We start from the raw sequence: 25,088 nt of genomic DNA on the forward strand, positions 1-25,088 counted from the left end.
GGGAGGTCGGCCCTGCATCTGTGAGCGTTCACAGTAGAGAAACGTTCCAGACACTTGTCAATGGTTGTTCGTGTGCGGTTATGTTGCACTACCGCATCGATCAACGCGTGTGCACGTTCCCAGATCATCACGATCCAACGTCTCAAACTCCCACGTCTCAGGAGAGATTCATGCCGGACACTGCTCCCCATGGCCTGCACGGGCTCGCCTTCGGCGGGGACTACAACCCCGAACAGTGGCCGGAAAGCGTCTGGCAGGAGGATGTCCGGCTGATGGGCGAGGCCGGCGTCACGATGGTGAGCGTCGGCATCTTCTCCTGGGCCCTGCTCGAACCTGAGCCCGGCACCTACGACTTCGGCTGGCTCGACCGGGTCATCGATCTGCTCCACGCGCACGGCATCCGGGTCGACCTCGGTACGCCCACGGTGGTCCCGCCCGCGTGGTTCTACCGCGCCCACCCCGACGCCCTGCCCGTCAGCCGTGAGGGCGTGCGGTACGCGTTCGGCTCACGCGGCGCGATCTGCCACAGCTCCCCCGCCTACCGCGAGGCCGCCGCACGGATCACCACCGAGCTCGCCCGGCGGTACGCCGCACACCCCGCCCTCGCGATGTGGCACGTCCACAACGAGTACGGCGTTCCGGTCAGCGCCTGCTACTGCGACACCTGCGCCGCACACTTCCGCCGCTGGCTGGATGCCCGCTACGGCTCCGTCGAGGGGGTCAACGAGGCCTGGGGCACCGCCTTCTGGGGCCAGCACTACACCGCGTACGACCAGATCGACCCGCCGCGCACCGCCCCGACCACCGGCAATCCGGCGCAGCAGCTCGACTACCGCCGCTTCGCCGACGCCACCATGCGGGAGAACTTCGTATCCGAGCGGGACATCCTGCACCGGCTTTCCCCCGGCATCCCCGTCACCACCAACTTCATGACGGCCCTCAGCCAGTGCGACTCCGTCGACTACTGGGCCTGGGGCCGCGAGGTCGACGTCGTCACCAACGACCACTACCTGATCACCGACGGACGGCGCACCCACGTCAACCTCGCCATGGCCGCCGACCTGACCCGCTCCGTCGCTGGCGGCGCCTCCTGGCTGCTGCTCGAACACTCCACCAGCGGTGTCAGCTGGCAGCCCCGCAACCCCGCCAAGCGCCCCGGTGAGATGGCCCGCAACTCCCTGGCCCACGTGGCCCGTGGCTCCGAGGGCGCCATGTTCTTCCAGTGGCGCCAGTCCCGGCGAGGCGCCGAGAAGTTCCACTCGTCGATGCTGCCGCACGCCGGCACCGACTCGCGGATCTGGCGCGAGGTGGTCCGGCTGGGCGCCGACATCGGCTCGCTGGCCGCGATCCGCGGTACCCGTACCGTTCCGGACGTGGCCATGGTGTGGGACTGGGCATCCTGGTGGGCGCAGAGCCTGGAGTGGCGTCCCAGCCAGGACCATGACGCCCGCGAGCGCGCGGACAGCTTCTACGAGACGCTCTACGACCGTCACCTGACCGTCGACTTCGCCCACCCCGAGGCCGACCTGTCGGCTTATCCGCTGGTCGTCGTGCCGGCGCTCTACCTCGCCACCGAGGCCGCCGGGAACAACCTCCGTCGCTACGTCGAGAACGGCGGCACCCTGGTCGTCTCCTACTTCTCCGGCATCGTCGACGAGCACGACGCCGTGCACCCCGGCGCCTGCCCGGGTGCGCTGCGCGACGTACTCGGCCTGACCGTCGAGGAGTGGTCACCGCTCGGTGAGGGGGAGTCGGTACGGATCGCCGGCCCCCGTGACACATCGCTCACGGCCGATGTGTGGACCGAGTTCGTGGTGCCGCGCGGGGCGCAGACCGTATGGACGTACGCCGACGGACCGGCCGCCGGCGGCCCCGCCGTCACGCGTCACCGCCTGGGCGAGGGCACCGCCTGGTACGTCTCCTCCCGGCTCGGCGCCGTCGCGCTGGACCCGATTCTCGGCGCCGCCTGCGAGGACGCCGGCATCGCGCCCCGCACCGAGCTGGCCCGCGACGTCGAGGTGGTACGCCGCCGCGGTGACGGCGGCGAGTACCTCTTCGCCATCAACCACACGGAGCACGACACCAAGGTGCCGCTGGACACGCCCGGCACCGAACTGCTCACCGGAGAACACACCGCGGGCCACCTGCCCGTACCGGCGGGCGCCGTCAGGGCCGTACGGCTTCACACCTGACCTGCCCCCGAACGAACCGCACCGTCTCCCCCGCCCGCCCGCCACCGTCGAAGGGACCTCGACGATGTACGTACGACCAAGAGGCACATTCCGCACCCTGCTCAGAGCCGCCGCCCTGCCCGTGCTCGGCGCCCTGCTGGTCACCGCCCTGCCCGGCCGGCAGGCACACGCCGCGTCCACGCTCACCAACCCCGGCTTCGAATCGGGTACTTCGAGCTGGTTTACCTACTCCGCCACCGGTCAGGATTCCGCCTCGTACGCCGAACCGGGCGGACACGGCGGCAGCAGCCGCCTGGCCCACTGGTCGTCCACCGCCTACAAGGTGGAGACGTACCAGTACCTGTCCGGGCTGGCCAACGGCAGTTACACGCTCAGCGCGTGGGTGCGGTCCAGCGGCGGCCAGAATGCCGCGTACCTCGCTCTTCGCAACTGCGGCAGCGCCGAACAGCGCACCGATCTGCCCCCCACCCCCAACGGCAAGTGGATACGCCTCGTCACCTCGGTCAAGGTGACCGGCGGACAGTGCACGGTCAGCGTCAACTCCGACGGCAGGGCCGGGAACTGGCTGAACGTCGACGATCTCACCTTCACGCCGGGCTCGACCGGGCTCGCGGTGAAGGGCGCCGATGTCTCCATGCTCAAGAAGAGCGAGGACTTCGGCGGCGTCTACCGCACCAGCGGCGGCACCACCGGCGACGGCCTCGCCGTCCTGAAGTCCGCCGGCGCCAACTACGGCCGGCTCAAGGTCTGGGTGGACCCGGCCGACGGTTACAGCGACAAGGCCCGCGTCCTGCAGATGGCCCAGCGCATCAAGGCCCAGGGAATGAAGCTGCTGGTCGACTTCCACTACTCCGACATCTGGGCCGACCCGGGCGCCCAGACCAAGCCGGCCGCCTGGGCCTCGCACTCCTACAGCCGGCTGACGACGGACGTGTACGACCACACGTACGACGTCCTGAACGCCCTCAAAGCGCAGGGCACCACCGCCGACATGGTGCAGATCGGCAACGAGATCAACACCGGCCTGCTCTGGCCCGAGGGCTCCACGGACAACTGGGACCAGACCGCCGGGCTGCTCAAGTCCGGGATCAACGCGGCCAGGGCGGTCTCACCGACGACCCGGATCGCCCTCCATCTGGCGCACGGCGGCGACAACAGCCTGTACCGCTGGTGGTTCGACAACGCGAAGGCGCGGGGCGTGAACTTCGACGTCATCGCCCTGTCCTTCTACGGCTACTGGCACGGGCCCCTGTCCGACCTCCAGGCCAACCTCGACGACATCTCCGCCCGCTACGGCAAGTCCGTCATGGTCGCCGAGACCGCGTACCCCTTCCGGCTGGACAGCAAGGACAGTCACGAGAACATCATCGACCTCACGAGTGAACTGGTCGCCGGTTACCCGGCGAGCACCGCCGGGCAGGCGGCCTGGCTGCGCGACGTGATGAACGTCGTCGAAGCCGTGCCGGGCGGCCGCGGGCTGGGCGTCATCTACTGGGACCCGACCTGGACCGCCGTCACCGGCAACGGCTGGGATCCGGCCGACCCCTCCTCCGGCAACGGCTGGGAGAACCAGGCGCTGTTCGACTACGACAACAGGCTGCTGCCCGCGGCGAACTGGTTCAGCCACCGCTGACGCCATCAGCGCGGCGCGCGGGAACCGTCATGTCCTTCGCCCACGCATGCGTGGGCCGTCAGCGGAGTCCATATGACCGAACATTCCACCCGGCTGGAGCCCCCGAGGGCGCCGGGCGTCTCCCGTGACGCTCCCCTCTTCAGTACGGCCGCCGTGGCCGCCTCCTGCGTGGGCTTTGTCCTCATCGGTGCACTCCAGGCTCTGTACGGACCCGCGATCCCGGCGTTCCGTGCGGAGTTCGGCCTCTCCCCCTCGGCCGCCGGTCTCGGACTGAGCGCGCATTTCATCGGCGGTGTGGCCGGTGTGCTGCTCTTCGACCGGTTCTTCGGCCGGACCGGCAACCGGCGGCTCCTCGGCGCCTCCTACCTGCTGATGGCGCTCGGGGCCGCGGGCTTCGCCCTGGCGCCGAACTGGCCGCTGGGCCTCGCCATGGCGCTGGTCGCCGGGCTGGGCTTCGGCGGGATCGACTACGGACTCAACCAGCTGTTCGCGATCGGCTTCGGCCGCCGCTCGACCGCGATGCTGAACATCCTCAACGCCCACTTCGGCATCGGCGCCATCCTCGGCCCGGTGCTGATCGGCGCGGTCGGTGCGGAGCACTACCCAGCCGTCTTCCTCGCCTTCGCTGTCGCCAACCTGCCGCTGCTGCTGTGTCTGAGAGGTGTACGCGGCCAAGCACCGAAGGCCCCCGCCGAAGGCACCGGGCAGGCCGGAGCCGGCGGACAGGCCGGAGCCGGCGGGCAGGTGCTGGGCCGCAGCCTGGGCACCCTCATCGCGGTCTTCGTCGCGCTCTACGTCCTGCATGTGGGCATCGAGGCGGGCGTCGGCGGCTGGGAGCCCACCCACCTGGAGACGGTCGGTTACGGCGCGGGGTTCGCCGCCACCGCCACCTCGGTCTACTGGTTGATGATGACCGCCGGCCGGTTCCTGGTCGCGCCCCTCGCCCTGCGGTTCCGGGCGCAGACGATCATCACGGTCTCGTGCGCGGGCATGACGGTATGCCTCCTGCTCGCCTCGGTTCCGGGGCTCGCCCCGTACGCGTACGCCGGCGTCGGCCTGTTCATCGCACCGATCTTCCCCACCGGGCTGCCGTGGCTGAACCAGGCGGCGCCGCAGGCGCGCAGAGCCGGGGCGATCGTCATCGCCGCGTCCATGGCCGGCGGTGTCGCCGCCGGGCCCGCTCTCGGCAAGGCCATCGAGTGGTCCGGCGTCCGCTCCGTCCCACTCGTGCTGTCCGTCGTCTCGGCACTGTGCCTGGCGTCGGCACTCTGGCTGGTCCGCGCCACACGCCGCACCACCAGCCCACCGCGCTCGGCGGGATCCACGTAAAAGCCACAACACAGCCGCGTCCGCCGAGCCGCGGTTGCGTTCGTATGCGGACGGGCAGTGATGTGGCCATGATCAATACTGCGCTGCCCATCCCCACCGCTGCGGGCGGGCTCCCGGTCCTCGGCCACGCGATACCGCTCATGCGCGACAACCTGCGCTTCATCGCCTCGCTGCGCGACTACGGCCCCCTGGTCAAGATCTACCTTCAGCCCGGACAGCCGACGATCGTCGTCAACCGCCCGGACCTCATCCGCAAGATGCTGGTGGACCTCGCCCCCAACCTGGACAAGGGCCGCTTCTTCGAGAAAATGGGCCAGGTTCTCGGCGGTGACAGCGTCGTCACCGCCGCGGGCGCCGCACACGTCCGTGCCCGGCGCCAGTTGCAGCCCGCCTTCCGGCACACGGAGATCGCCCGGTACGTCGATCTCATGCGCGAAGAGGTGACCAGGACAGTCGAGTTCTGGAGACCCGGGCAAGTAGTGGATGTGCGCGAGGTGATGGTGAAGTTGTCGCTCGACATGCTCGTGGCGACAGTGTTCTCCTCCAGCCTCGACGAACGGGCCTTTCATCAGCTGCGACGCGATCTGTCCATCGTGATGAACGGCGTCGGGACACGCATCATGCTCCCCGACTGGGTGGAAAAGCTGCCGCTGCCCGCGAACCGGCGCTTCAACGCGTCACGGGCCGCAGTCCGCGCGATCATCGGTGACGCTGTGGACGAGTTGCGGGCGTCGGGGCACGACACGGGAGACATGCTCTCGATGCTGTTGCGGGCGCGGGACGAGGAAACCGGCGCCCCCATGACGCGGCATCAGGTCTGCTCGGAGATCCTGACGCTCGCGGTGGCCGGTACGGAGACCACGGCGTCCGTCCTCAGCTGGATTCTCTACGAGCTCGCGCGGAACCCGGAGGTGGAGGAGCGCCTTCACCGCGAGCTGGACAACGTACTCGAAGGGCGGCCCTTGACCTTCGACGACGTCAGCAGACTTCCCTTCCTGCGCAATGTCATCACCGAGGCACTTCGCCTGCACCACACGGGATGGCTTGTCACCCGGCGCACCCTCGCGGCAACTCGTCTCGGGGACTGGGACATACCTGCCGGTACCGAACTCGCGTACTGCCAGCACGCATTGCACCGCGACCCCGCACTCTTTCCGGATCCCTTGCGTTTCCATCCCGACCGGTGGCTGGACGAAAAGCAGGTCGCGGCTCTTCCCGAGGGGGCCTGGATCCCGTTCGGTGCGGGGAAGCACAAATGCATCGGCGACCATTTCGCCCTCACGGAACTGACCACAGCGATTGCGACGATCACCAGGTCGTGGCGGCTCGAACCGTCGACCGGCCGGGAAGTCCGGCCCGTTGCCCGGGCCACCGTGCGACCCAGCACTCTGCTGATGAAGGCGAGTGTCCGGAGCAAAGCAGGCCGGACACCGGCGTGAGCCTCCAACCGGGCGGCCAGGACGGCACACCGCGCTGTTACGCCGCTGCCCGTCAGAAGCCGGACCCTCCCTGCCCTCCGAGGGCGGCCGTACGGAGACCCCGTGCGCGGTAGCTGTCGGCGTCGAGGGTGATCACTTCCGCGTGGTGGACGAGGCGGTCGACGGTCGCCGAGGCGACGCCGGCATCGCCGAACACCTCGTCCCAGCGGCCGACCGGCCGGTCACTGGTGACGATCAGCGAGCCCCGCTCATAACGGTGCGAGACGAGCTGGAAGAGGAGGTGGGCCGCCTCGCCCTCCAGGGGTACGTAACCGAGTTCGTCCACGATCAGCACCGGATATTCGCCCAGCCGGGCGAGCTCCTTCGCCAGCCGGCCCCCGGCCTTCGCGTCGCCGAGGCGGGCGGCCCACTCGGCCGCTGTGGCGAACAGGACCCGGTGGCCGGCCTGGCACGCCCGTACGCCCAGCGCGACGGCCAGGTGGGTCTTGCCGGTGCCCGGAGGGCCGACCAGCACCACATTGCCTTTGCGGCCGATGAAGTCGACCTTGCCCAGCCTGGCGAGGGTCTGCGGGGCGGGCGACCGCAGGTGACTGTCGTCGAACATCTCCAGGAACTTGCGCGCGGGGAACCCGGCCGCCTCGATCCGCTCCTCCGCCGCGGAGCCCGGCTCCCCGTCCCCGCCGTCCCGCTGCCGCGGCACAACCACCGGCTCCTGCGACCCGTGGTCAGCGTGACCTCTGGTCTCGTGCGCGGCCATGGGGCCGGACATGTACGCGAGGATCGCCGCGGAGGCGATGAACGCCATGTGGATCACCGTTCCCCAGAGCAGGTCGTGCCGGGGTGTGTGGTGCACGTCCACGAACATCTGGAGCAGGTGCACCGAAGAGATCCCGACGATGGCGGTGGCCAGCTTCACCTTCAGCACATTGGAGTTGACGTGCGAGAGCCACTCCGGCTGGTCGCGGTGCCCCTGGAGCCCGATCCGGGAGACGAAGGTCTCGTAACCCCCGACGATCACCATGATCAGCAGATTGGCGATCATCACGACATCGACCAGCTTGAGGACGGCGAGCATGACGTGGGTCTCGTCCGCCCGCCCGCTGATGACGTGCTCGATGAGAAGCCACAACTCGTTGAAGAACTTGTAGACGTAGACCCCCTGCGCGGCCACCAGGCCGAAATACAGGGGCGCTTGGAGCCACCGCGTGGCGAACAACGCACACCCGAGCGTCGTCATGGTCGAGGGGGGCAGGGCAGAGCGGGACAACGGCACCTCCGGCAAGGGAAAGAGATTCGTATTCTTGTGGGCCGACGCCGAAAATCTGAATTCGAGCCACCCTTTGGGATGAATAGAAATTCAGTAGGACAGGCCCTCTCACGGCCCACCGAAACGACGGGGTGCCGCGGCTCCCAACGGAGGAATCGTTTATCCCGCACACGGCGGACGGGCGCCGGGGAATGGGTGCGACAAGTGGTTACACAGGCTCTGGTACGAAGGGCAGCAGCTCGTCCGCGCCTGGCTGTACGACGGCGCAGCTCCCCTCGGGGACCTCGTTCCAGACACCCGGAAGGTCACCCAACGGCTCCGACACGATGAGGCGCGTCTCGGCGGAGACGCCCCGCAGGAAAGCGAGGTCGGGGTGGAGCGCCCGCACGCTGTCCGCCCGGCTGCTGTAGAAGAGTGACCGTGACGCCCCATGGCTTGAGTACCGGAAAGCCCACAGCCGCTCACTGTCGGTAACGGCGATGGTCATCTGGAGCGGAAGTTCCACCCCGTGCTCACGCCCCAGACCCTCGATCAGCCCGGCCATCCGGGCAACGGCACCTGGTGCGTCCTGGTCCAGGCCCAGGGTGATCGCCAGGTAGAACATCACCTCGGAATCCGTCGAGCCCTCGAGCGAGGAGAACAGCGCGGGGTCGACCGCCAGACAGAGGTCGCGCCGGATGCGGTGGAAGTCGGTGATCGCCCCGTTGTGCATCCACATCCACCGGCCGTGGCGAAAGGGGTGGCAGTTCGTCTGTTGCACGGCGGTGCCGGTCGAGGCGCGGACATGGGCGAAGAACAGCGATGAGCGTACGTGGTCCGCGATCTCCTGCAGGTTGCGGTTGTTCCAGGCGGGACCGGTGTCCCGGACGATAGCCGGCGTATCCGCGTCGGGTCCGTACCAGCCGATACCGAATCCGTCGCCGTTGGTCGTCTCGACTCCCATCCGCGAGTGGAGACTCTGGTCGATCAAGGAGTGGGCGGGCTTGTACAGGATGTCGCCGAGGAGGACGGGGGTTCCGGAGTAGGCGAGCCATCGGCACATGGAGAGCAGTCCTTCCCGGTCGGCACCGCCCGCGCCGCAAGCTGCCCGCAGCGCCCGGCGAACGCGCCCGGCCAGGCTCTGTCGGGCCCTGCTCCGAGGCTGCGGGCGCTACGCGGTGTGCTGCGGGCCGAGGCGGCTTCTTCAGTCGGTCGGGTGCCCGGCATCACCGAAGGGAAACAGTCACGATGGGTGTCTGCCTGCCGGCCAGGCGAGTCAGTATGGGCGGCTGTACCGGGCCAGGCGGGAGCGGGCGTCACGCTCGGTCAGCCCGAGAGCCGTGCCGATCGCCTCCCAGGGCACTTCGTCGGCCTCGGCGTAGCAGGCGGCCGAGCGACCGATGCGGCTGGTCATGCGTTCCAGGGTCCCCACGGCCTTCAGTGCGGCCAGCGGTGCTTCATCGGCCAGGACGGTGAGCTGGCTGCCCAGACGGTCGAGCAGGTCCTCCAGCTCCGTGGGCAGGGGGACCGTTCGCGCTTCGACCTGGCTGATGTGCTGATCCCAGTCGGTGCGCGGTCCCGACGTATCAGGCTCCGGCGTCCGCAGGTGGCCTGTTTCCACGGCGGACCAGTCGATCGGATAGCGGGTCTTCCCCCGCCAGCCGCACGAGCACGATGCCCGCATTTCCGTCGCCAAGGGCCTGCCCAGCGTGCCGTTGTAGGCCCACCATTCGTTGGTCTCGGGCATGTGGCTGCCGCTCCCGAGGTCCAGATATACCGGCCTCGGCTCGCTTCCGTCGGCAAGGACCGCTCCCACAACGCCTTCATGGGATGCCGCGAACTTCTCAGTCTTCCACCGCACGGCTGCTCCTCCTCGCAGAACCCCCGCCCCTCCCGTACAGCCCGAGCATGCCGGAATCGGGGGGTCAGCGACCGCCGATTGCTCAAATCGGTCAGAGGGTGCCTGCTCAGCCCTGCTGCTCGCTGATGTTGACCAGCCAGGTGATGCCGAAGCGGTCCGTGCACATGCCGAAGACATCGCCCCACATCTGCTTCTCGATCGGCACCGAAACCGTGCCGTCGGCGGAGAGCTTGTCCCAGTAGCCGCGCAGTTCGTCGGAGTCGTCCCCGCTCACGCTCACCGCGATGTTGTTACCGGGCTTGTACTCCACCCCCGGCGGGGTGTCGGCTGCCATGAGCGTGAAGCCGCTGTCGGTCTCGAGCATGCTGTGCATGATCTTGTCGGCGGCGTCTCCGGCTTCCTTCTCGCCGAAGTCACGGAACGTGTTCACCGTCAGGGTGCCGCCGAAGACGCCCCGGTAAAATTCCATGGCCTGGCGGGCGTCGCCGTCGAAGCTGATGTAGGGGTTGAGCCGAGAAGGCATGACATCTCCCTTGCATGACGGTATGTCAGTTCTGGCAGATTAGGCGATGTGCGGGCGCCGGCCGGGGCGACTCCCCGGCCGGCGCCCGGCCAGGTACTCCGCGATGCGGTCCCACCATGTGCGGATGTCGGCGCGCGTACGGGCCACACACAGATCGGCGTGTGGCAGGAAATGGGCCAGTGCTTCCGCGGTCGACAGCGGGTGGCCCGGGTCGTCCGCCCAGGCCAGGATCAAGGCCGGCCGGCGCAGCGTGGCGATCGCGGAGGGGGGTGGCAGGTCGGAGAGTGCCAGGCCGCGCAGGAGGGACGGCAGTACGCGCTCGGCCGGTGTGGGTGGGAAGGCGGGGACGTCGGCTACGACCGCGGGGCGCAACTGTTTCCGCGTGGCGGCGAGCCAGGCGTCCATTCCCTCTCGTTCGATGGTGTCGGCGGACGCCCGGTTGGCCCGCGCATACGCCTGTCGCGTCGACCAGGCAGTAGGTGGGATGAGCAGGACCAGCCGGGAGAACCGGTCGGGCGCCCGTACGGCCGCGTGCAGCACGGTGCCGCACCCCATCGATGCGCCCATGGCGTCGACAGGCTCCGTAACGCCGAGATGATCGAGCAGGCCCAGCAGATCATCCGCCAGCGAGGAATAGGTGTAGTCGGTGTCCACGGGCCCCCCGGTGGAACGGCCGTGCGCCCGGGCGTCATAGCGAACCAGGCGCCGCCCCCCGTCCAGTACCGGCAACCAGTCGAACAGGCCCATGCGGTCCTCGACGGCCTGGCTGACAAGGCCGCCGTGCGCGTAGACGGCGAGAGGGCCCTCACCGGCATCGTCGTAGACCAGCTCGGCCCCGCGATGGCAGAAGCGGCCTTCCATGACCGGGTGCCTTCCCACCGTTGTCATAGCCGCGCGCCTCTCCGTGGCACCCCCTTCGCACATCCTATGACTGCGGCATCGGGGCGGTCCGGCGGCGCGAGCCGTCGCGGAGTCCGGGGGCTGCAACGCCGTGTGCGGGCTGCAACGCCGTGTGCGGACCCTTCGCCCCGATCTGGCACAGCGCGCGATACGGTCGTCCCGTGGAGCTCGACACATTCACCGATCTGCTCGACTACCCGATGTACGTCGTGACGGCCGCGGCGGCAGGCGAGCGGGCGGGGTGCCTGGTGGGATTCGCCTCCCAGTGCTCCATTCACCCACCCCGGTTGGTGGTGTGGCTGTCCACGGCGAACCACACCTACCGCGTGGCACGACACGCGTCGCATCTGGGCGTGCACCTGCTGCGCCGTGACGACAAGGCACTGGCGGAGTTGTTCGGCAGTGAGACCGGTGACGGTGTCGACAAGTTCGAGCGCGTCGCATGGCAGCCACAGCACGAGGGGACGCCGGTGCTGACCGAAGCCTGTGCCTGGTTCGTGGGCCGGGTCGTGGACCGCTTCGAAGGGGGAGACCACGTGGGTTTCCGCCTAGCGCCGGTGGCCGAGTCCCCGCACACGCCCGGCCGTCCGCGGCTGCTCACCTTCACCGACGTCCGCGACCTGACACCGGGCCATCCCGCCTGACCGGAGCGGCAGCCCGGCAAGGGAGCCACCACCTGGCCTGGCGCCCTCGGGGCCGATCGGTCAGGCGGGCTGGTCGCTGTATCCGCAGATCCAGGCCAGAACGTCGTGTACTCCGCGAATGTAATCTCGGGCGGCGGTCTGGATGGTGGGGTCCTCAAGCTGGACCACTGCGGCGTCCACTTCCGCGGTCAGCATCGACAGCCCGGGGATGTCCTGGGCGTTGTCCGTACCGGTGACCGGTGAGCGGTCGGTGCGGCACATGGCCCATTCGTAGGCGGCGGCCACCCCTGCAGAAAACTCCGGTGACCCGCCGCGGTCCGCGTGGTCTTTGAGCGCCCGGTCGATGTCGGCGTAGGTCCGGACCCCGACCAGCGGGGCTTCCTCCTGCGGAGTGTTCCGGGGGCTGGTCATGTCGGTCGCCTTTCCTCTGTCGGTCGTTGCTGACGCCCGCCGTCCGGACGCTCTTGCCGTTCCCACCCCGACTCGCTGAGCGGCCCGATGTCCATCGCACCCTCCGCCTCTCTCCGCCATGCTGCCCTTTTCGTAGTAGTTCGCACCTTCCCGCTCACACGGAGGCTACTCACATCGCCACGTCGGACCGCATCTGAATACGCCGTTAGGACCCGGCTACCCGGGGATCCACCACTGATCTGCGGAAAACGCGGCAGCGGGCCGGTCGATTTCCGCTCAAGCTCCGCCGTGCTGGAGGGAGTTCAGGAGCGCCAGTTCGTCCTCGGAGAGGCGCAGGGCGCCGGCGGCCACGTTCGCGGCCAGGTGATCCGGGTTGCCGGTACCGGGGATGGCCAGCACATGCGGCCCACGGTGCAGGGTCCATGCCAGCCGGACCTGCGCCGCGCTCGCCCCATGTGCGCGCGCGACGGCAAGCACCTCGTCGCTCTCGACGCCACTCGCCCCCGCCTCGCGCCCGGCACCGGCGACCGCGTAGAACGGCACGAACGCCACACCTTGCTCTCCGCACATACGCAGGAGCTCGTCCTGCTCGGGCCGCGCGCCGATGCCGTACGGGTTCTGTACGCATACCACTGGTGCGATCGCCCGGGCCTCGGCCAGGTGTTCCGGGCGGACGTTGGAGATGCCCAGGTGGCGGATGAGCCCGGCGTCGCGCAGTTGGGCCAGTGCGCCGAAACGCTCCGCGATCGAGTCGGTCCCCACGATGCGCAGGTTCACCACGTCGAGGTGGTCACGGCCGAGCTGGCGCAGGTTCTCCTCGACCTGGCCGCGCAGCTGTTGCGGGGTGGCGTGGGGCAGCCACTCGCCCGACGGGGCACGGCCGGGCCCGACCTTGGTGGTGATGACGAGATCGTCCGGGTAGGGGGCCAGCGCTCGGTTGATCAACTCGTTGGCGGAACGCAGCGGCGAGAAGTAGAACGAGGCGGTGTCGATGTGGTTCACGCCGAGGTCAACGGCGCGGCGCAGCACGCTAATCGCCCGGCCGCGATCGCTGGGAGTGGCGCCGGCCGCGAAGGCCTCACCGTTCTGCGTCAGGCGCATGGCGCCGAAACCGATCCGGTTGATCTCCAGGTCGCCGAGTTTCCAGGTGCCTGATGCCGCCGCGGTGATCGTCTCTGAGGTCATGTCCGGGATGTTCTCCCCAATGTAGGCTGACCGCCATTGATTAAGGCATGGCTGAATCCTCGGAGTGGTCGTCCTGGCGGAGCTGGTGTTCTCGGCGAGTGATCTGGCGCAGATGCGGTTCGCCGTCTCGCCGATGTGGGAGGTCGTGACCAGCTTCCGGCTGCAGAACTCCGCCTCCGTACATCCCGTGCACCGGCGCTGGGCCGAGCAGGTGCGGCCACGGGTGAAGGCAGCCGGCCTGGACCGGGGCTGGCTGGCCGAGCTGATCCCGCCCTCGGGCTATGTTCCCGACTTCCTCAACCCGGCGCCCACCGGTCCTGCCCCCACGCCGTCGGCCGAGCTGGCCGCGATCCTCGCGGCGCCCGCCGACCGGGTACGCCAGGACCTTGACCACCTGGAGCACCATCAGGGGCGCCGCGGCCCCCGGTTGCGGAGCCTGTACGCCGAGCCGCGGGCCCGCCTGGTCAGAGTCGCGGAAGAGATCGAGACCTACTGGGAGCTGGCGCTCGCCCCTTACTGGGCGCGGATCCGGGCCGTGCTCGATGCCGACGTCTTCTACCGGGCCCGGCAGGTCGCCGAGCATGGCGTCGGCCACCTCTTCAACGACCTGCACGCGTCCGTGAGCTGGAGCGACAACGCGCTGCGCGTGGTACGCCGACAGCGGACGCTGTCCCGCGAGACAGCGGGCACAGGGCTGCTGCTGGTTCCCTCGGCTTTCGCCGGGCCGGGCCCGCACACCCGCGTGTCGCTGCCGGAGCCGCCGCAACTGGCCTATCCGGCGCGCGGCGTCGGCTCGCTGTGGGAACCGCGCGCCATCACCGGGTCCAACGCCATCGCCGCGGTACTCGGCCGCTCGCGGACCCTGCTGCTGACGGGACTGGAATCTCCCGCCTCCACCACGGAGCTGGCGCACCGTACCGGGATGTCCGCGGCCGGGGTGTCCCAGCACCTGACCGCGCTGCGCGACGCGGGCCTGGTCAGCACTCACCGAGCCGGTCGCTCAGTGCTCTACGCCCGCACGTCCGTCGCCGAATCCGTCCTCGCCGCCTCTCCCTAGGCAGCTGTGACACCCGTCGGCCGTGGTCGCGGGCGCTCGTCCCCGCTGGTGGTCACAGGCCGCCCAGGATCCGCCGCGCCTCGAATCCTCCGTGCCCGTCGAACCGCACCTCCAGCACGGTGTCGAACCCGTCGGCGAGGGAGGGCTTGCTCAGCCGCTTGAGCGTGGCGAAGACTCCGACGTCCGGGACGCGGTCCCGTCCCTGCCGTGCGGCGTTGCGTTGCAGGGAGCCCGTGACGTCCGGGGGAAACCAGTACGCCGTCGCCGTCGCTCCGTGCGCGTGGCCCAGAGCGATCAACGGCCGCCACTCCTGCGGCGACGGGTTGGTGTTGTCGACCGCCACCGGCCTGCCGGCGGTCAGCGCCTCTTCCACCAGGCGCATCTGCCGCTGCTGTTTGTTGCGGGCGGCGCGAGGAAACAGATCCTTGCTGACCAGCGTGTAACGGCCGGAGAGGTGCTGCTCGTAGAAGGCGGACTTGCCGGACGCCTGCAGACCGACGAGCACGGCCACGTCGAGTTCCGTGTGCGCCTGCACCAGCGAACACCTCCCTTACGAAAGTACCATCCGGTTGAAACCGGACAGGCCTGAGCGACGTCTCGCCGGCGGCGGCCAGCAGCGTCCGTCAGCGTGGCGAAGCGGTGCTGCTGGGCACCTGGGCCCAGATGTGCTTGCCGTCCGTGTGCGTTTCGACGCCCCACCGTGTGGCCAGGTGGTCCAGGATGTGCAGGCCGAAGCCGCCGACGTCGGCCTCAAGGTCGGGAGTTCGCTGGGCCGGCTGTTCCGGGCTGGCATCGCGGACGGTCAGGCGTACGCCGTCCGCGGTCGGCTTCAGATGGAGCCACGCGTCCGTACCGGCGTGCCGATGAGCGTTGGTGACCAGTTCGGAGACGAGGAGCACCACGACCTCGATGCGGTCGTGCGGCCAGCTCCACGACTCCAGCGTCTGCCGCGCGAGATCACGGGCGTGGGCGAAGGCGCCGGGTCCTCTGGCGATACGCCAGCTTCGGCCGGTCACAGCGTCAGCCATCGCTCTCGCACGTCTGTCTGGAACTGATCACGTCTACGCTCTCCCCCGGCCGAACTCGAAACCATTGGGTCAAAGGATATCGGATCTCGTCCGAATATCGCTCTGGTTCTCCCCGTCACGCCCCGTGCCGCCTCCCTCGCCGCGTCCTTCGCCAAGTCCCTTGCGCGCGGCGCCCGCTCGGATCGTACGGCTGTTTAAAAAGGCAGGCCGGGGCAGACGGCAGTCATGAGTGATCTTGACGCTGCCGCATCCAGGGGTGACCGACACATATGACCGAACCCATCCGCAGGCCGGGACGCGGGAAGCGGAAAGCGGCCTTCAGCCTCCGGCAGACGATCCTGTGCTTCGGACTCGTCGCCATCATTGTGTGCGGAGTGGGCCTCACTCTGAAGCTGGCCGTACGAGCGGCCGACAACCGCCCGGCGGTCGCCGTGGCGACAGCCGCCGTGGCGCTCGCCACAGGGGTGGCCGTGCGGAGCGTACGCAGGCGGCGCGAGGAACGCGGGGTTCCCGCAGCCCTCGCGGTCGGGCAGCCGGAGGCGGAGGCCGGTGCGGTCGCCCCCGTCGAGACCTTCGCGTCCACGGATTACGCCGCCATGGAACCGGCGGACTTCGAGCAAGCCATAGCGGCACTGTGCGAGCGCGACGGCTGCCGGGAGGTGCGCGTCGTCGGCGGAGCCGGAGATCTCGGCGCCGATGTCGTGGCCACTACGGCGGATGGACGGCGCATCGTCATCCAGTGCAAGCGCTACGGTCCCACGAACAAGGTCGGGTCCCAGGACGTCCAGCGGTTCGGCGGGACGTGCTTCGCGGTGCACGAGGCCCACGTCGCGGCCGTCGTGACCACCGGCGAGTTCACCCAGCCCGCCGCCGAGTACGCCGAGCAGTGCGGGATTCTCTGCGTCGACCACACAGGACTCGTCGCCTGGACCGACGGCACCGGACCCGCGCCCTGGGAAGAGTTGGTGGCCGGGACCGGCGCCGGCCGTCCGTGAGTCGTGCCGGTCGCGCGAGCGGGGCGCCCGCTCACGGCACATCGGGAGCCTCGGGTACGTCCGGAACGGCCCGGGGGCCGGGAACGGTGCGCAGGTTTGGCCCGGACGGCGGACCGTCCGCCGGCCCGCCCGGACCATGGGTCGCGGTGTGGGCGCTCATGGCCGCCGCGGCGTCGGCGTGGGCCGGCATCAGCTGGCTGACGCCGGTGAGGTCCAGGAGCCGGGTCAGCCGGTCGGGCACCGCGGCGAGGGCGACAGACCCGCCTGTTTCCTGCGTACAGCGCAAAATGCCGATCAGCGCGTTGAGTCCCGACGAGTCGCAGAAGGCGACCGGCGCCAGGTCCAGGATCAGATGCCGGTTGCCCTGCCGGCTCAGTTCCAGGGCGCGGTCGCGCAGGTCCGGGGCGGTGCCGAAGTCGATTTCACCTGTGACGGTGAGCACGGCGACGGAACCGTCGAACCGCTGGACGGTGAAGGTGAGGCTGCGGGGCACCACGTCAGTCCTTCCGGCCGGCAGGTCCGGCCGCGTCGACAGGAACGGGCGCGCCGGCGGTGTGGGCGCTCGCGCTCACAACGGGACTGCCCGGAATCTGGGTTGTGGGTACGGACAGGGCCAGCAGGGCGACGTCGTCTGCGGCGTCCTGCGGGAGATCGTGGATCAGTGCTACGGCGTCTTCGACCAGCGCGGTCGCGTCGGCCGGGCCGGTGCGCCGGGAGAGAAAGTCCGCCACGCCGCTCTCGCCGAGCATCGTTCCGTCGGCGAGACGCGCTTCGGTGAGCCCGTCGGTGTACAGCAGCAGTCCTTCGCCGGGCCCGAGGTGGAAGGAACGCGAGGTGAACGCCGCCCGATCGAAGGCGCCGACCAGCATCCCGCCCTTGATGTTCACGGGCTCCACACGCACTCCGCCACCCTGCCGCGCGTGGAGGCGGTAGGCGGGCGGGTGCCCCCCGGACGCCACCGTGACGTTGAATCCCGCGTCCGCCGCGGGTTCGAGGAACCCGAACAGGCAGGTGCAGAAACGGCTGCCGACCGAGGCGTCCAGGAGCAGCGCCGTGTTCAGCGCGGCCAGTACCGCTTCGGGCTCCTCGTGGTGCTGGGCGGCCTCGCGCAGCGTGTAGCGCGTCAGCGAGGTGACGGCTGCCGCGGCGGCGCCCTTGCCGCACACGTCGCCGAGGAAGAAGGCCCATCGCCCTCCCCCGAGCGGGAACACGTCGTAGAAGTCGCCGCCGACGTCCTGCGGGGAGGCCGTCTGGTAGTGGCAGGCCAGTTCGAGTCCGGGGACCGTCGGCAGCGCCGGGGGCAGCAGTGTCCGCTGCAGGGTCGAAGCGAAGGCCGCGAGGGAGGCCTTGTCCCGCTCGGCCCGTTCACGGGCCGCCTGTTCGGACCTGCGCCACTCCTGCTCCGCGCGTACCGTACGCAGCGCCGAGAGCCTGAGCTCCATCTCGTCGAGGACGATCGCGGCCAGATCGGACAGGGTCGCCATGTCGGCTTCGCTGATCACGCGGGGCCGGGTGTCCAGGATGTTCACGGTGCCCAGCCGGTGCCCGTCGGGCGTGGTGATCGGGGCCGCGGCGTAGAAACGCACGCCCATGGATCCGGCGACCAGGGGGTTGGAGCACGCCACGGGGTCCGCGAGTGCGTCGGGGATGACCGTCGGATCGTCGACGAGGATCGCCGAGGCGCACAGCCCCGGGTCACGGCCGATCTCGCTGACCCCCTCCAGTCCGCTGGCCGCCTTGAACCAGATCCGGTCGCTGTCGACGATCGTCACTGTCGCGACCGGGACGTCGAAGAGCCGGGCCGCCAGCGCCGCCACCCGGTCGAACGCGCCGTCGGGGGGCGTGTCGAGGATGTCGTAGCGCCGCACCGCTTCCATGCGGGCCGCTTCCGTGCGGGCCGCTTCCGTGCGGGCCGCTTCCGTGCGGGCCGCTTCCTGCTCCGGGCCCGGTGGAAGCGCCTGGCGTACTGCCCCTCCCGGCGAAGGCGCCGGTACCGATGCTGGCATCGTCTGACTCTTCCCCTCCCGTCGGCCTCCGTACGTCCGACGACATCGGTGACCCTACGCCACGCCGGTTTGGCACGGCCCGGCGCGTGGGGCGCTGCCCGAGCGTACAGAAGCACCGCCCGTCACGAGGTTTTGGCCATCGCGCCGGAGCACAAAAGCCCACTACGGAGCGGTAACGCGCGAGAATGCTTGCCGGAAGGCAACTGTGGCAGTATGGGCCGGTCCGCGCGGGCTTGCAGAACGAGGGGCGGGAATCAGGATGACTGTGGGCCAGAGGCCGGAGAAGCGTGCCACGGTGCGTGTGCGTGACGCCGAGAAGGGCAAGGGCACCGCGGCGGGCGCCGTCGGGGAGCCGGAGCTGCGGCAGCTCCTCGCCGGGCTCACCGCCGTGCGCGACGGTGACTTCGGTACGCGGCTGCCCGCCGACAGTGACGGACTCCTCGGTGAGATCGCCACGGTCTTCAACGGCATGGTCGACCAGTTGTCGCTGTTCACCTTCGAGGTGACGCGGGTGGCCCGCGAGGTCGGCACCGACGGCAGGCTGGGCGGCCAGGCGCAGGTCCCCGGAGTGGGCGGAACCTGGCGGGATCTGACCGATTCCGTGAACTTCATGGCCGGCAACCTCACCGCACAGGTCCGGTCGATCGCCCAGGTCGCGACCGCGGTGGCGCAGGGCGACCTCACCCGCAAGATCGACGTGGACGCGCGCGGGGAGATCCTCGAACTCAAGACGACCATCAACACCATGGTCGACCAGCTCTCCTCCTTCGCCGCCGAGGTCACCAGGGTGGCCCGCGAGGTCGGCACCGAGGGACGCCTCGGTGGCCAGGCGGACGTCAAGGGCGTCTCGGGCACGTGGAAGGACCTCACGGAGTCCGTGAACGTGATGGGCGACAACCTGACCGCACAGGTGCGGTCCATCGCCCAGGTCACGACCGCTGTCGCCCAGGGTGACCTGTCCCAGAAGATCCGGGTGGACGCGCGCGGGGAGATTCTGGAGCTGAAGGAGACCATCAACACGATGGTCGACCAGCTCTCCGCGTTCGCCGACGAGGTGACGCGGGTGGCCCGCGAGGTCGGCACCGAAGGCAACCTGGGCGGCCAGGCCACCGTGCGCGGCGTCTCGGGCACCTGGAAGGACCTCACCGACAACGTCAACGTCATGGCGTCCAACCTCACGAGCCAGGTGCGGTCCATCGCCCAGGTCGCCACGGCCGTGGCCCGCGGCGACCTCTCCCAGAAGATCACTGTCGAGGCGAAGGGCGAGGTCGCCGCGCTCGCCGGGGTGATCAACACGATGGTCACCACGCTCTCCGCCTTCGCGGACGAGGTGACGCGGGTGGCCCGCGAGGTCGGTACCGAGGGCATCCTCGGCGGCCAGGCGCAGGTGCCGAACGTGGCGGGCACCTGGAAGGACCTGACCGAGAACGTCAACTCCATGGCGAACAACCTCACCGACCAGGTCCGCAACATCGCGCAGGTGACCACCGCCGTGGCCCAGGGCGACCTCACCCGCAAGATCGACGTGGACGCTCGCGGGGAGATCCTCGAACTCAAGACGACCATCAACACCATGGTCGACCAGCTCTCCTCCTTCGCCGCCGAGGTCACCAGGGTGGCCCGCGAGGTCGGCAGCGAGGGCCGCCTGGGCGGTCAGGCCGAGGTCGAAGGCGTTTCCGGTACGTGGAAGCGGCTGACGGAGAACGTCAACGAACTGGCGGGCAACCTCACCAGACAGGTGCGCGCCATCGCGGAGGTCACCGGCGCCGTGGCCGAGGGCGACCTCACCCGTTCCATCACGGTGGACGCGTCCGGTGAGGTCTCCGAACTCAAGGACAACATCAACTCCATGGTGGAGTCGCTGCGCGAAACCACCCGCGCCAACCAGGAACAGGACTGGCTCAAGACCAACCTGGCGCGCATGTCCGGGCTGATGCAGGGCCGACGCGACCTCAAGGTCGTGGCCGAGCTCATCATGGACGAACTGACCCCGCTCGTCGGCGCGCAGTACGGCGGCTTCTACCTGGCGCAGGACCACGGCGGAGTCAGTGAGCTGGAGCTCATCGGCTCGTACGGTCACCCGGACGACACCTCGGACCCTGAGCGTCCGGTGCGCTTCCGGTTCGGCCAGTCCCTGGTGGGGCAGGCGGCGCGCAGTCGCCGTACGATCGCGATCGACGAGCTGCCGGCCGGTTACATCACGATCTCCTCGGGGCTGGGGTCCACCACCCCCTCCAGTCTGATCGTGCTGCCCATCGTGGTCGAGGAGCAGGTGCTCGGCGTGATCGAACTGGCCTCGGTCACCGCTTTCACCGAGGTGCACCGCGCCTTCCTGGACCAGTTGATGGAGACGGTCGGGGTCAACGTCAACACCATCGTGGCGAACGCCCGTACCGACGAGCTGCTCGGCGAGTCGCAGCGCCTGGCCGCCGAGCTCCAGGCCCGGTCCGGGGAACTCCAGGTGCGCCAGGAGGAGTTGCAGAACTCCAACGCGGAGCTGGAGGAGAAGGCCGCCCTCCTCGCGTCGCAGAACAAGGACATCGAGACCAAGAACCTGGAGATCGAGCAGGCACGCCAGGAACTGGAGGAGCGCGCCCGGCAGTTGTCGCTGGCCTCCAAGTACAAGTCGGAGTTCCTGGCCAACATGAGCCACGAGCTGCGTACCCCCCTCAACAGCCTGCTGATCCTGGCCCAGCTCCTGTCGCAGAATCCCACCCGGAACCTCACGCCCAAGCAGGTGGAGTACGCCGGCATCATCCACTCGGCCGGTTCGGACCTTCTCCAGCTCATCAACGACATCCTCGACCTGTCGAAGGTCGAGGCGGGGAAGATGGACGTCAGTCCCGAACGCGTGCCGCTGCGCCGTCTGCTGGACTACGTGGAGGCGACCTTCCGGCCGATGACCGCGCAGAAGGGGCTCGACTTCCGTATCAGCGTCGCTCCCGGCGTCCCCACCGACCTGATCACCGACGACTCCCGGCTGCGGCAGATCCTGCGCAATCTGCTGTCCAACGCGGTCAAGTTCACCGAAGAGGGAGCCGTCGAACTGCGGATCGCTCCCGCGGCCGAGTCGGACCTGCCCGCGCGGGTACGCGAGCACGGTCCGGCGCTGTCCATCCGCGTCCTGGACACCGGCATCGGCATCGCCGAGCCGCAGCTCGAAGCGATCTTCGGGGCCTTCCAGCAGGCGGACGGCACCACCAGCCGCAAGTACGGCGGTACTGGTCTGGGGCTGTCCATCAGCCGGGAGATCGCGCACCTTCTCGGCGGAGCCATTCAGGCGAGCAGCACCCTGGGCGAGGGCAGCACGTTCACCCTTCTCCTTCCGGTGGCACGGTTCGAGGAGCGCGAGCCGGCGTCCGGGGACGTGGACGCGCGGCAGCAGCCGGCGCTGTCCGCGCCCCACCTCATTCCCGCACAGCGCCACCTGCTCGTCATAGAGGACAGACCGCGCGGCCTCCTCTCCCTGGTCGCCGAGAGCGCCGTCGCCGAACTGGCCGAGAACAGCCTCGGCGATGCCCGCGGACCGGTGCGGCTGCGCACCGCCGTGGGCCCGGAGGAGGCTGCCGCCGCCCTCGCCGCGGAGCCGTGCCACTGTGTCGTGCTGGGTCTGGACATGCCCGGCGGCGCCGCCATGCACCTGCTGGAGGCACTGAACGGTGACCCGGCCCTGCGCCAGGTGCCGGTGCTCGCCCACCACACGCGCCGCCTGGACCAGCAGCAGGAACGCCGGCTGCACGAACTCGCCCGGACGAAGCCGCTCGAACTGCTGCCCAGTCTCGACGAGCTGCGTGAGCGCATCGCGCTGCATCTGACGGCCGAGCGGCCGTCCGACGTGCTGCCGCTGGCGCGGTCGGCGGATTCCGAGGCGCATGCGGCCGCCCGATCGGGGCAGTACGAGGAACCTGGCGGCCAGCTGTCGGGGCGGGTGGTCCTGGTCGTCGACGACGACGCCCGCAATGTCTACGCCCTGACCGGGATCCTGGAGACGCACGGCATGGAGGTTCTGCACGCCGACAACGGCCGGAAGGGACTGGAAGTTCTCGCCCGGCACGATCACATCGAGCTGGTCCTCATGGACGTGATGATGCCCGAGATGGACGGTTACGCCGCGACAGCCGCGATCCGTGCCATGCCCGAGTACGCGGATCTGCCGATCATCGCCGTAACGGCCAAGGCCATGGAGGGCGACCGCGAGAAGAGCCTGGCCGCCGGGGCCAGCGACTACATCACCAAGCCGGTCGACGCGGACGTGCTCGTGGCCTGCATGATCCGCTGGCTGAATCGGTGACCGGGGGCAACCAGCGGCTCGACGCGCTCGCCGCCACCGTCGAGCAGTTGCGCAGCGATCTCGCCGTCGCGCAGGAGTCCACCGACGCCCGCGCCCTGATCGGGATCGCCACCGGCATCCTGGTCGAGCGCGGTCACGGCGGCCCGACGGAGGCCGCCCAGCACCTGGAGTCCCTGGCGGAGGCAGCCCGCGTACCGCTCCTGGAACTGGCGGCCGACGTCGTCAACGCGGCGTCCGGCGACGCCGTCACCGACATCACTCCACCGGCCACGGCGAACGGGGGCCCGCACGGCGCTCCGGGGCCGGTGCTGCGGCTGCGGGCCGCGGAAGCCGGCTCCCTGTCCAGCGATGCGCAGTCCGCGGCGGAGGCACTGCTCGACCAGGCGCTCGCCCCGCTCGGCGCCGATTCGCTGGCCCTGTGGGCGGCCGGGCAGGACGGGGCGCTGGTCCTCGCGGGCCACGCCGGGTTCCCGCGCGGGGAGGCAGAACGGTGGAGGTACGTCCCGCCCGGCGTCGGCACCCTCGCGCAGCGGGTGCTGACCGAGCGCAAGCCGCGGTGGTACGGCAGTCTGCCCGCCGGCGCGCTCGGCATCGGACAGCGCGGCGGCGGGGCCCGTGCGGTGCTGCCCGCGGAGAGCGCCGGCCGCATCCTCGGCGTGCTGGAAGTGTGCTGGCCGCATCCGCAGCCGCCGCTCACCCCCGCCACCACCCGGCAGCTCGACGCGCTGGCCGACTTGTGCGCGCACACCCTGCCGGGCGCGGACCTCGGCGGACACAACACGGACAGCCACCCCGACGACGCCATGAACGCGCTGGGCGATCTCGCCGACGGGCTTCTCGATCCCGCGCTGGTACTGCGGCCGCTGATCGACGCCCACGACGCCGTGTCGGACTTCCGCATCGCCCATACGAACGCCTACTTCACCGACCTCGCCGGCCGCCCTCGCAGCGCGGTCACCGGCATGAGTCTCCTGGAGGCGTACCCGCTGACCGCCCGCGAGGGTGGCCTGTACGAACATGTCCAGCGGGTCCACGCCACGGGAGAACCGTTCCGCTCCGAGCGGATGGCCCTCGGTGCGCTGGTGGACGACGTACCGCTCAGCACGGTCGCCTCGGTGGGCATGGCCCGGTTCGGCGACAGTGTTCTGCTGACCTGGCGGGTCGAGAGCGAAACGGTGAGGCTGGCCGAACTCCTCCAGCACGCGCAGCGGCTGGGCCGTATCGGCGGCTTCGAGGAGAGCGTCGTCAGCCGCCAGGTCATATGGAACAGCCAGCTGTTCTCCCTCTTCGGGCTGCCGCCCACCTCCTCCCCCGTCCCGCTCGAACGGCTGCACCGGCACGCCCACCCGGACGACTCGGTGGCCATCGGCCGTTTCCTGCGCACGCTGCTGCATCACCGTCACTCCGCCTCCACCGCGTTCCGGCTGCAGCGAGCGGACGGCGTGGTGCGTCACATCCGTATCGTCGCCGAACCCGTCACCGGACCCGCCGGGCAACTGGTCGCCGTCCGCGGCGCCTATCAGGACGTGTCCTCGCAGCACTGGACCGAGGTCGCCCTGGCCGCCACCCGCGACCGGCTCGCCGACTCCGAGCAGCAGTCCGCCGAACGCAACCGGCTCGCCCTGCAGCTCCAGCAGGCGATCATGCCGCCCTCTCCCCCGGCGGTCGACACGGCCGGACTGCGCGTCGCCGTGCGGTACCGGCCGGCCGAGGAGGGCCACCTGGTGGGAGGCGACTGGTACGACGCGGTCGTGCTGCCCTCGAACAAGGTGATGCTGGCGGTGGGCGATGTCGCCGGGCACGGCATCAAGGCGGCGACCGGCATGGTCGTACTGCGCAACGCCCTGCGGGGCCTCGCCGCGACCGGGGCCGGACCGGCGCAACTGCTCGGCTGGCTGAACTCCGTGGCGCATCACCTGACCGACCAGGTGACCGCGACGGCGATCTGCGGCGTCTACGACCCCGAAACGCGGCAGTTGCGCTGGGCACGCGCGGGGCACCCGCCGCCCGTTCTGGTCCGCGGCGGCGAGGCCACCGCCCTGCCGCTGCCGGGCGGCATCCTGCTCGGGGCCATGCCGGAGGCGCCGTACGAGGAACACCTCGTCACGCTGGAAGCCGACGACCGGCTGCTCATGTACACCGACGGGCTGATCGAGCGTCGCGACCTCTCGGTGCAGCAGTCACTGGAACACCTTTTGTCCATCGCCCAGGAGCCGGCCCCCGAACTCGACAAATACCTGGACCGGCTGCTGACGCACAGCCGTTCGGACACCGATGACGACACGTGCCTGATCGGCGTGCACTTGAGATAACTTCAGACCCTTTATTGTCACTTCACATGTACAAGG

Annotated in this window: 20 protein-coding genes; 9 read left to right on the plus strand and 11 right to left on the minus strand. The window is 69.7% G+C overall.

Annotated elements, in window-relative coordinates:
• The first annotated feature begins 170 nt into the window (after positions 1-170).
• From G412_RS0118175 to G412_RS35050, 4 genes are all read left to right on the plus strand, one after another.
• Positions 171-2,192 carry a beta-galactosidase gene (locus G412_RS0118175; RefSeq protein WP_028813320.1) on the plus strand — a complete coding sequence of 674 codons (2,022 nt, stop codon included), beginning with the start codon at positions 171-173 and terminating at the stop codon, positions 2,190-2,192.
• 64 nt (positions 2,193-2,256) lie between these two features.
• Positions 2,257-3,825 (plus strand): glycosyl hydrolase 53 family protein, encoded by a 1,569-nt coding sequence (locus tag G412_RS0118180; protein ID WP_037649149.1) that lies wholly within the window; start codon positions 2,257-2,259, stop codon positions 3,823-3,825.
• 72 nt (positions 3,826-3,897) lie between these two features.
• Complete coding sequence (locus G412_RS0118185; RefSeq protein WP_028813322.1) at positions 3,898-5,154, plus strand: MFS transporter; 1,257 nt, start codon at positions 3,898-3,900, stop codon at positions 5,152-5,154.
• A 68-nt stretch (positions 5,155-5,222) separates the two neighbouring features.
• A complete protein-coding gene (locus tag G412_RS35050; RefSeq protein ID WP_037649151.1) occupies positions 5,223-6,593 on the plus strand; it encodes a cytochrome P450 in 1,371 nt (456 codons plus the stop codon).
• Positions 6,594-6,645: 52 nt separating this feature from the next.
• On the opposite strand, the gene istB is transcribed toward G412_RS35050, so the two are convergent.
• The 5 genes from istB to G412_RS35055 all read right to left on the minus strand — a co-directional run bounded on the left by istB (position 6,646) and on the right by G412_RS35055 (position 11,111).
• On the minus strand, positions 6,646-7,866 hold the full coding sequence (gene istB / locus G412_RS0118195) for an IS21-like element helper ATPase IstB (protein WP_341860592.1): 1,221 nt from the start codon (positions 7,864-7,866) through the stop codon (positions 6,646-6,648).
• A 202-nt stretch (positions 7,867-8,068) separates the two neighbouring features.
• Positions 8,069-8,902, minus strand: coding sequence for a class II glutamine amidotransferase (locus G412_RS0118200; protein WP_028813324.1), 834 nt, complete (start codon positions 8,900-8,902; stop codon positions 8,069-8,071).
• A 213-nt stretch (positions 8,903-9,115) separates the two neighbouring features.
• A complete protein-coding gene (locus G412_RS0118205; RefSeq protein ID WP_028813325.1) occupies positions 9,116-9,700 on the minus strand; it encodes a hypothetical protein in 585 nt (194 codons plus the stop codon).
• A gap of 106 nt (positions 9,701-9,806) precedes the next feature.
• The gene (locus tag G412_RS0118210) at positions 9,807-10,223 is read right to left on the minus strand and encodes a VOC family protein (protein ID WP_028813326.1); all 417 of its coding nucleotides are present in this window, start codon (positions 10,221-10,223) and stop codon (positions 9,807-9,809) included.
• 39 nt (positions 10,224-10,262) lie between these two features.
• Positions 10,263-11,111: an alpha/beta fold hydrolase gene (locus G412_RS35055; RefSeq protein WP_208857902.1), complete on the minus strand. Its 849-nt coding sequence runs from the start codon at positions 11,109-11,111 to the stop codon at positions 10,263-10,265.
• A 212-nt stretch (positions 11,112-11,323) separates the two neighbouring features.
• On the opposite strand from G412_RS35055, the gene G412_RS0118220 reads away from it, so the two are divergent.
• The gene (locus tag G412_RS0118220) at positions 11,324-11,767 is read left to right on the plus strand and encodes a flavin reductase family protein (RefSeq protein ID WP_051338465.1); all 444 of its coding nucleotides are present in this window, start codon (positions 11,324-11,326) and stop codon (positions 11,765-11,767) included.
• Between the two features lie 60 nt (positions 11,768-11,827).
• Here G412_RS0118220 and G412_RS35060 read toward each other — a convergent pair whose 3' ends face one another.
• Both G412_RS35060 and G412_RS0118230 read right to left on the minus strand, forming a co-directional pair.
• Positions 11,828-12,178, minus strand: coding sequence for a hypothetical protein (locus G412_RS35060; RefSeq protein ID WP_051338449.1), 351 nt, complete (start codon positions 12,176-12,178; stop codon positions 11,828-11,830).
• A 276-nt stretch (positions 12,179-12,454) separates the two neighbouring features.
• A complete protein-coding gene (locus tag G412_RS0118230) occupies positions 12,455-13,363 on the minus strand; it encodes an oxidoreductase (RefSeq protein ID WP_028813328.1) in 909 nt (302 codons plus the stop codon).
• Positions 13,364-13,475: 112 nt separating this feature from the next.
• Between G412_RS0118230 and G412_RS0118235 the strand changes: the two genes are divergently transcribed.
• Positions 13,476-14,420: an ArsR/SmtB family transcription factor gene (locus G412_RS0118235; RefSeq protein WP_208857905.1), complete on the plus strand. Its 945-nt coding sequence runs from the start codon at positions 13,476-13,478 to the stop codon at positions 14,418-14,420.
• A 52-nt stretch (positions 14,421-14,472) separates the two neighbouring features.
• Here the strand turns inward: G412_RS0118235 and G412_RS0118240 are convergent, their stop codons facing one another.
• Both G412_RS0118240 and G412_RS0118245 read right to left on the minus strand, forming a co-directional pair.
• The gene (locus tag G412_RS0118240; RefSeq protein ID WP_244283094.1) at positions 14,473-14,955 is read right to left on the minus strand and encodes an ATP-binding protein; all 483 of its coding nucleotides are present in this window, start codon (positions 14,953-14,955) and stop codon (positions 14,473-14,475) included.
• An 88-nt stretch (positions 14,956-15,043) separates the two neighbouring features.
• Positions 15,044-15,448: an ATP-binding protein gene (locus G412_RS0118245; RefSeq protein WP_028813331.1), complete on the minus strand. Its 405-nt coding sequence runs from the start codon at positions 15,446-15,448 to the stop codon at positions 15,044-15,046.
• Between the two features lie 269 nt (positions 15,449-15,717).
• Between G412_RS0118245 and G412_RS0118250 the strand changes: the two genes are divergently transcribed.
• The gene (locus tag G412_RS0118250; protein WP_028813332.1) at positions 15,718-16,443 is read left to right on the plus strand and encodes a restriction endonuclease; all 726 of its coding nucleotides are present in this window, start codon (positions 15,718-15,720) and stop codon (positions 16,441-16,443) included.
• 31 nt (positions 16,444-16,474) lie between these two features.
• Here the strand turns inward: G412_RS0118250 and G412_RS35065 are convergent, their stop codons facing one another.
• Positions 16,475-16,936: an STAS domain-containing protein gene (locus tag G412_RS35065; protein ID WP_078607138.1), complete on the minus strand. Its 462-nt coding sequence runs from the start codon at positions 16,934-16,936 to the stop codon at positions 16,475-16,477.
• Between the two features lie 4 nt (positions 16,937-16,940).
• Positions 16,941-18,449, minus strand: a complete 1,509-nt coding sequence (locus G412_RS35070; protein WP_244283102.1) for a PP2C family protein-serine/threonine phosphatase — start codon at positions 18,447-18,449, stop codon at positions 16,941-16,943.
• Positions 18,450-18,708: 259 nt separating this feature from the next.
• Between G412_RS35070 and G412_RS0118265 the strand changes: the two genes are divergently transcribed.
• On the plus strand, positions 18,709-22,740 hold the full coding sequence (locus G412_RS0118265; protein ID WP_078607121.1) for a HAMP domain-containing protein: 4,032 nt from the start codon (positions 18,709-18,711) through the stop codon (positions 22,738-22,740).
• A complete protein-coding gene (locus G412_RS0118270) occupies positions 22,737-25,052 on the plus strand; it encodes a SpoIIE family protein phosphatase (RefSeq protein ID WP_028813334.1) in 2,316 nt (771 codons plus the stop codon). The genes G412_RS0118265 and G412_RS0118270 overlap by 4 nt, the downstream gene beginning before the upstream one ends.
• The last annotated feature ends 36 nt before the right edge of the window (positions 25,053-25,088 follow it).

This window comes from Streptomyces flavidovirens DSM 40150 (assembly GCF_000429085.1).
Taxonomy (GTDB): Bacteria; Actinomycetota; Actinomycetes; order Streptomycetales; family Streptomycetaceae; genus Streptomyces; species Streptomyces flavidovirens.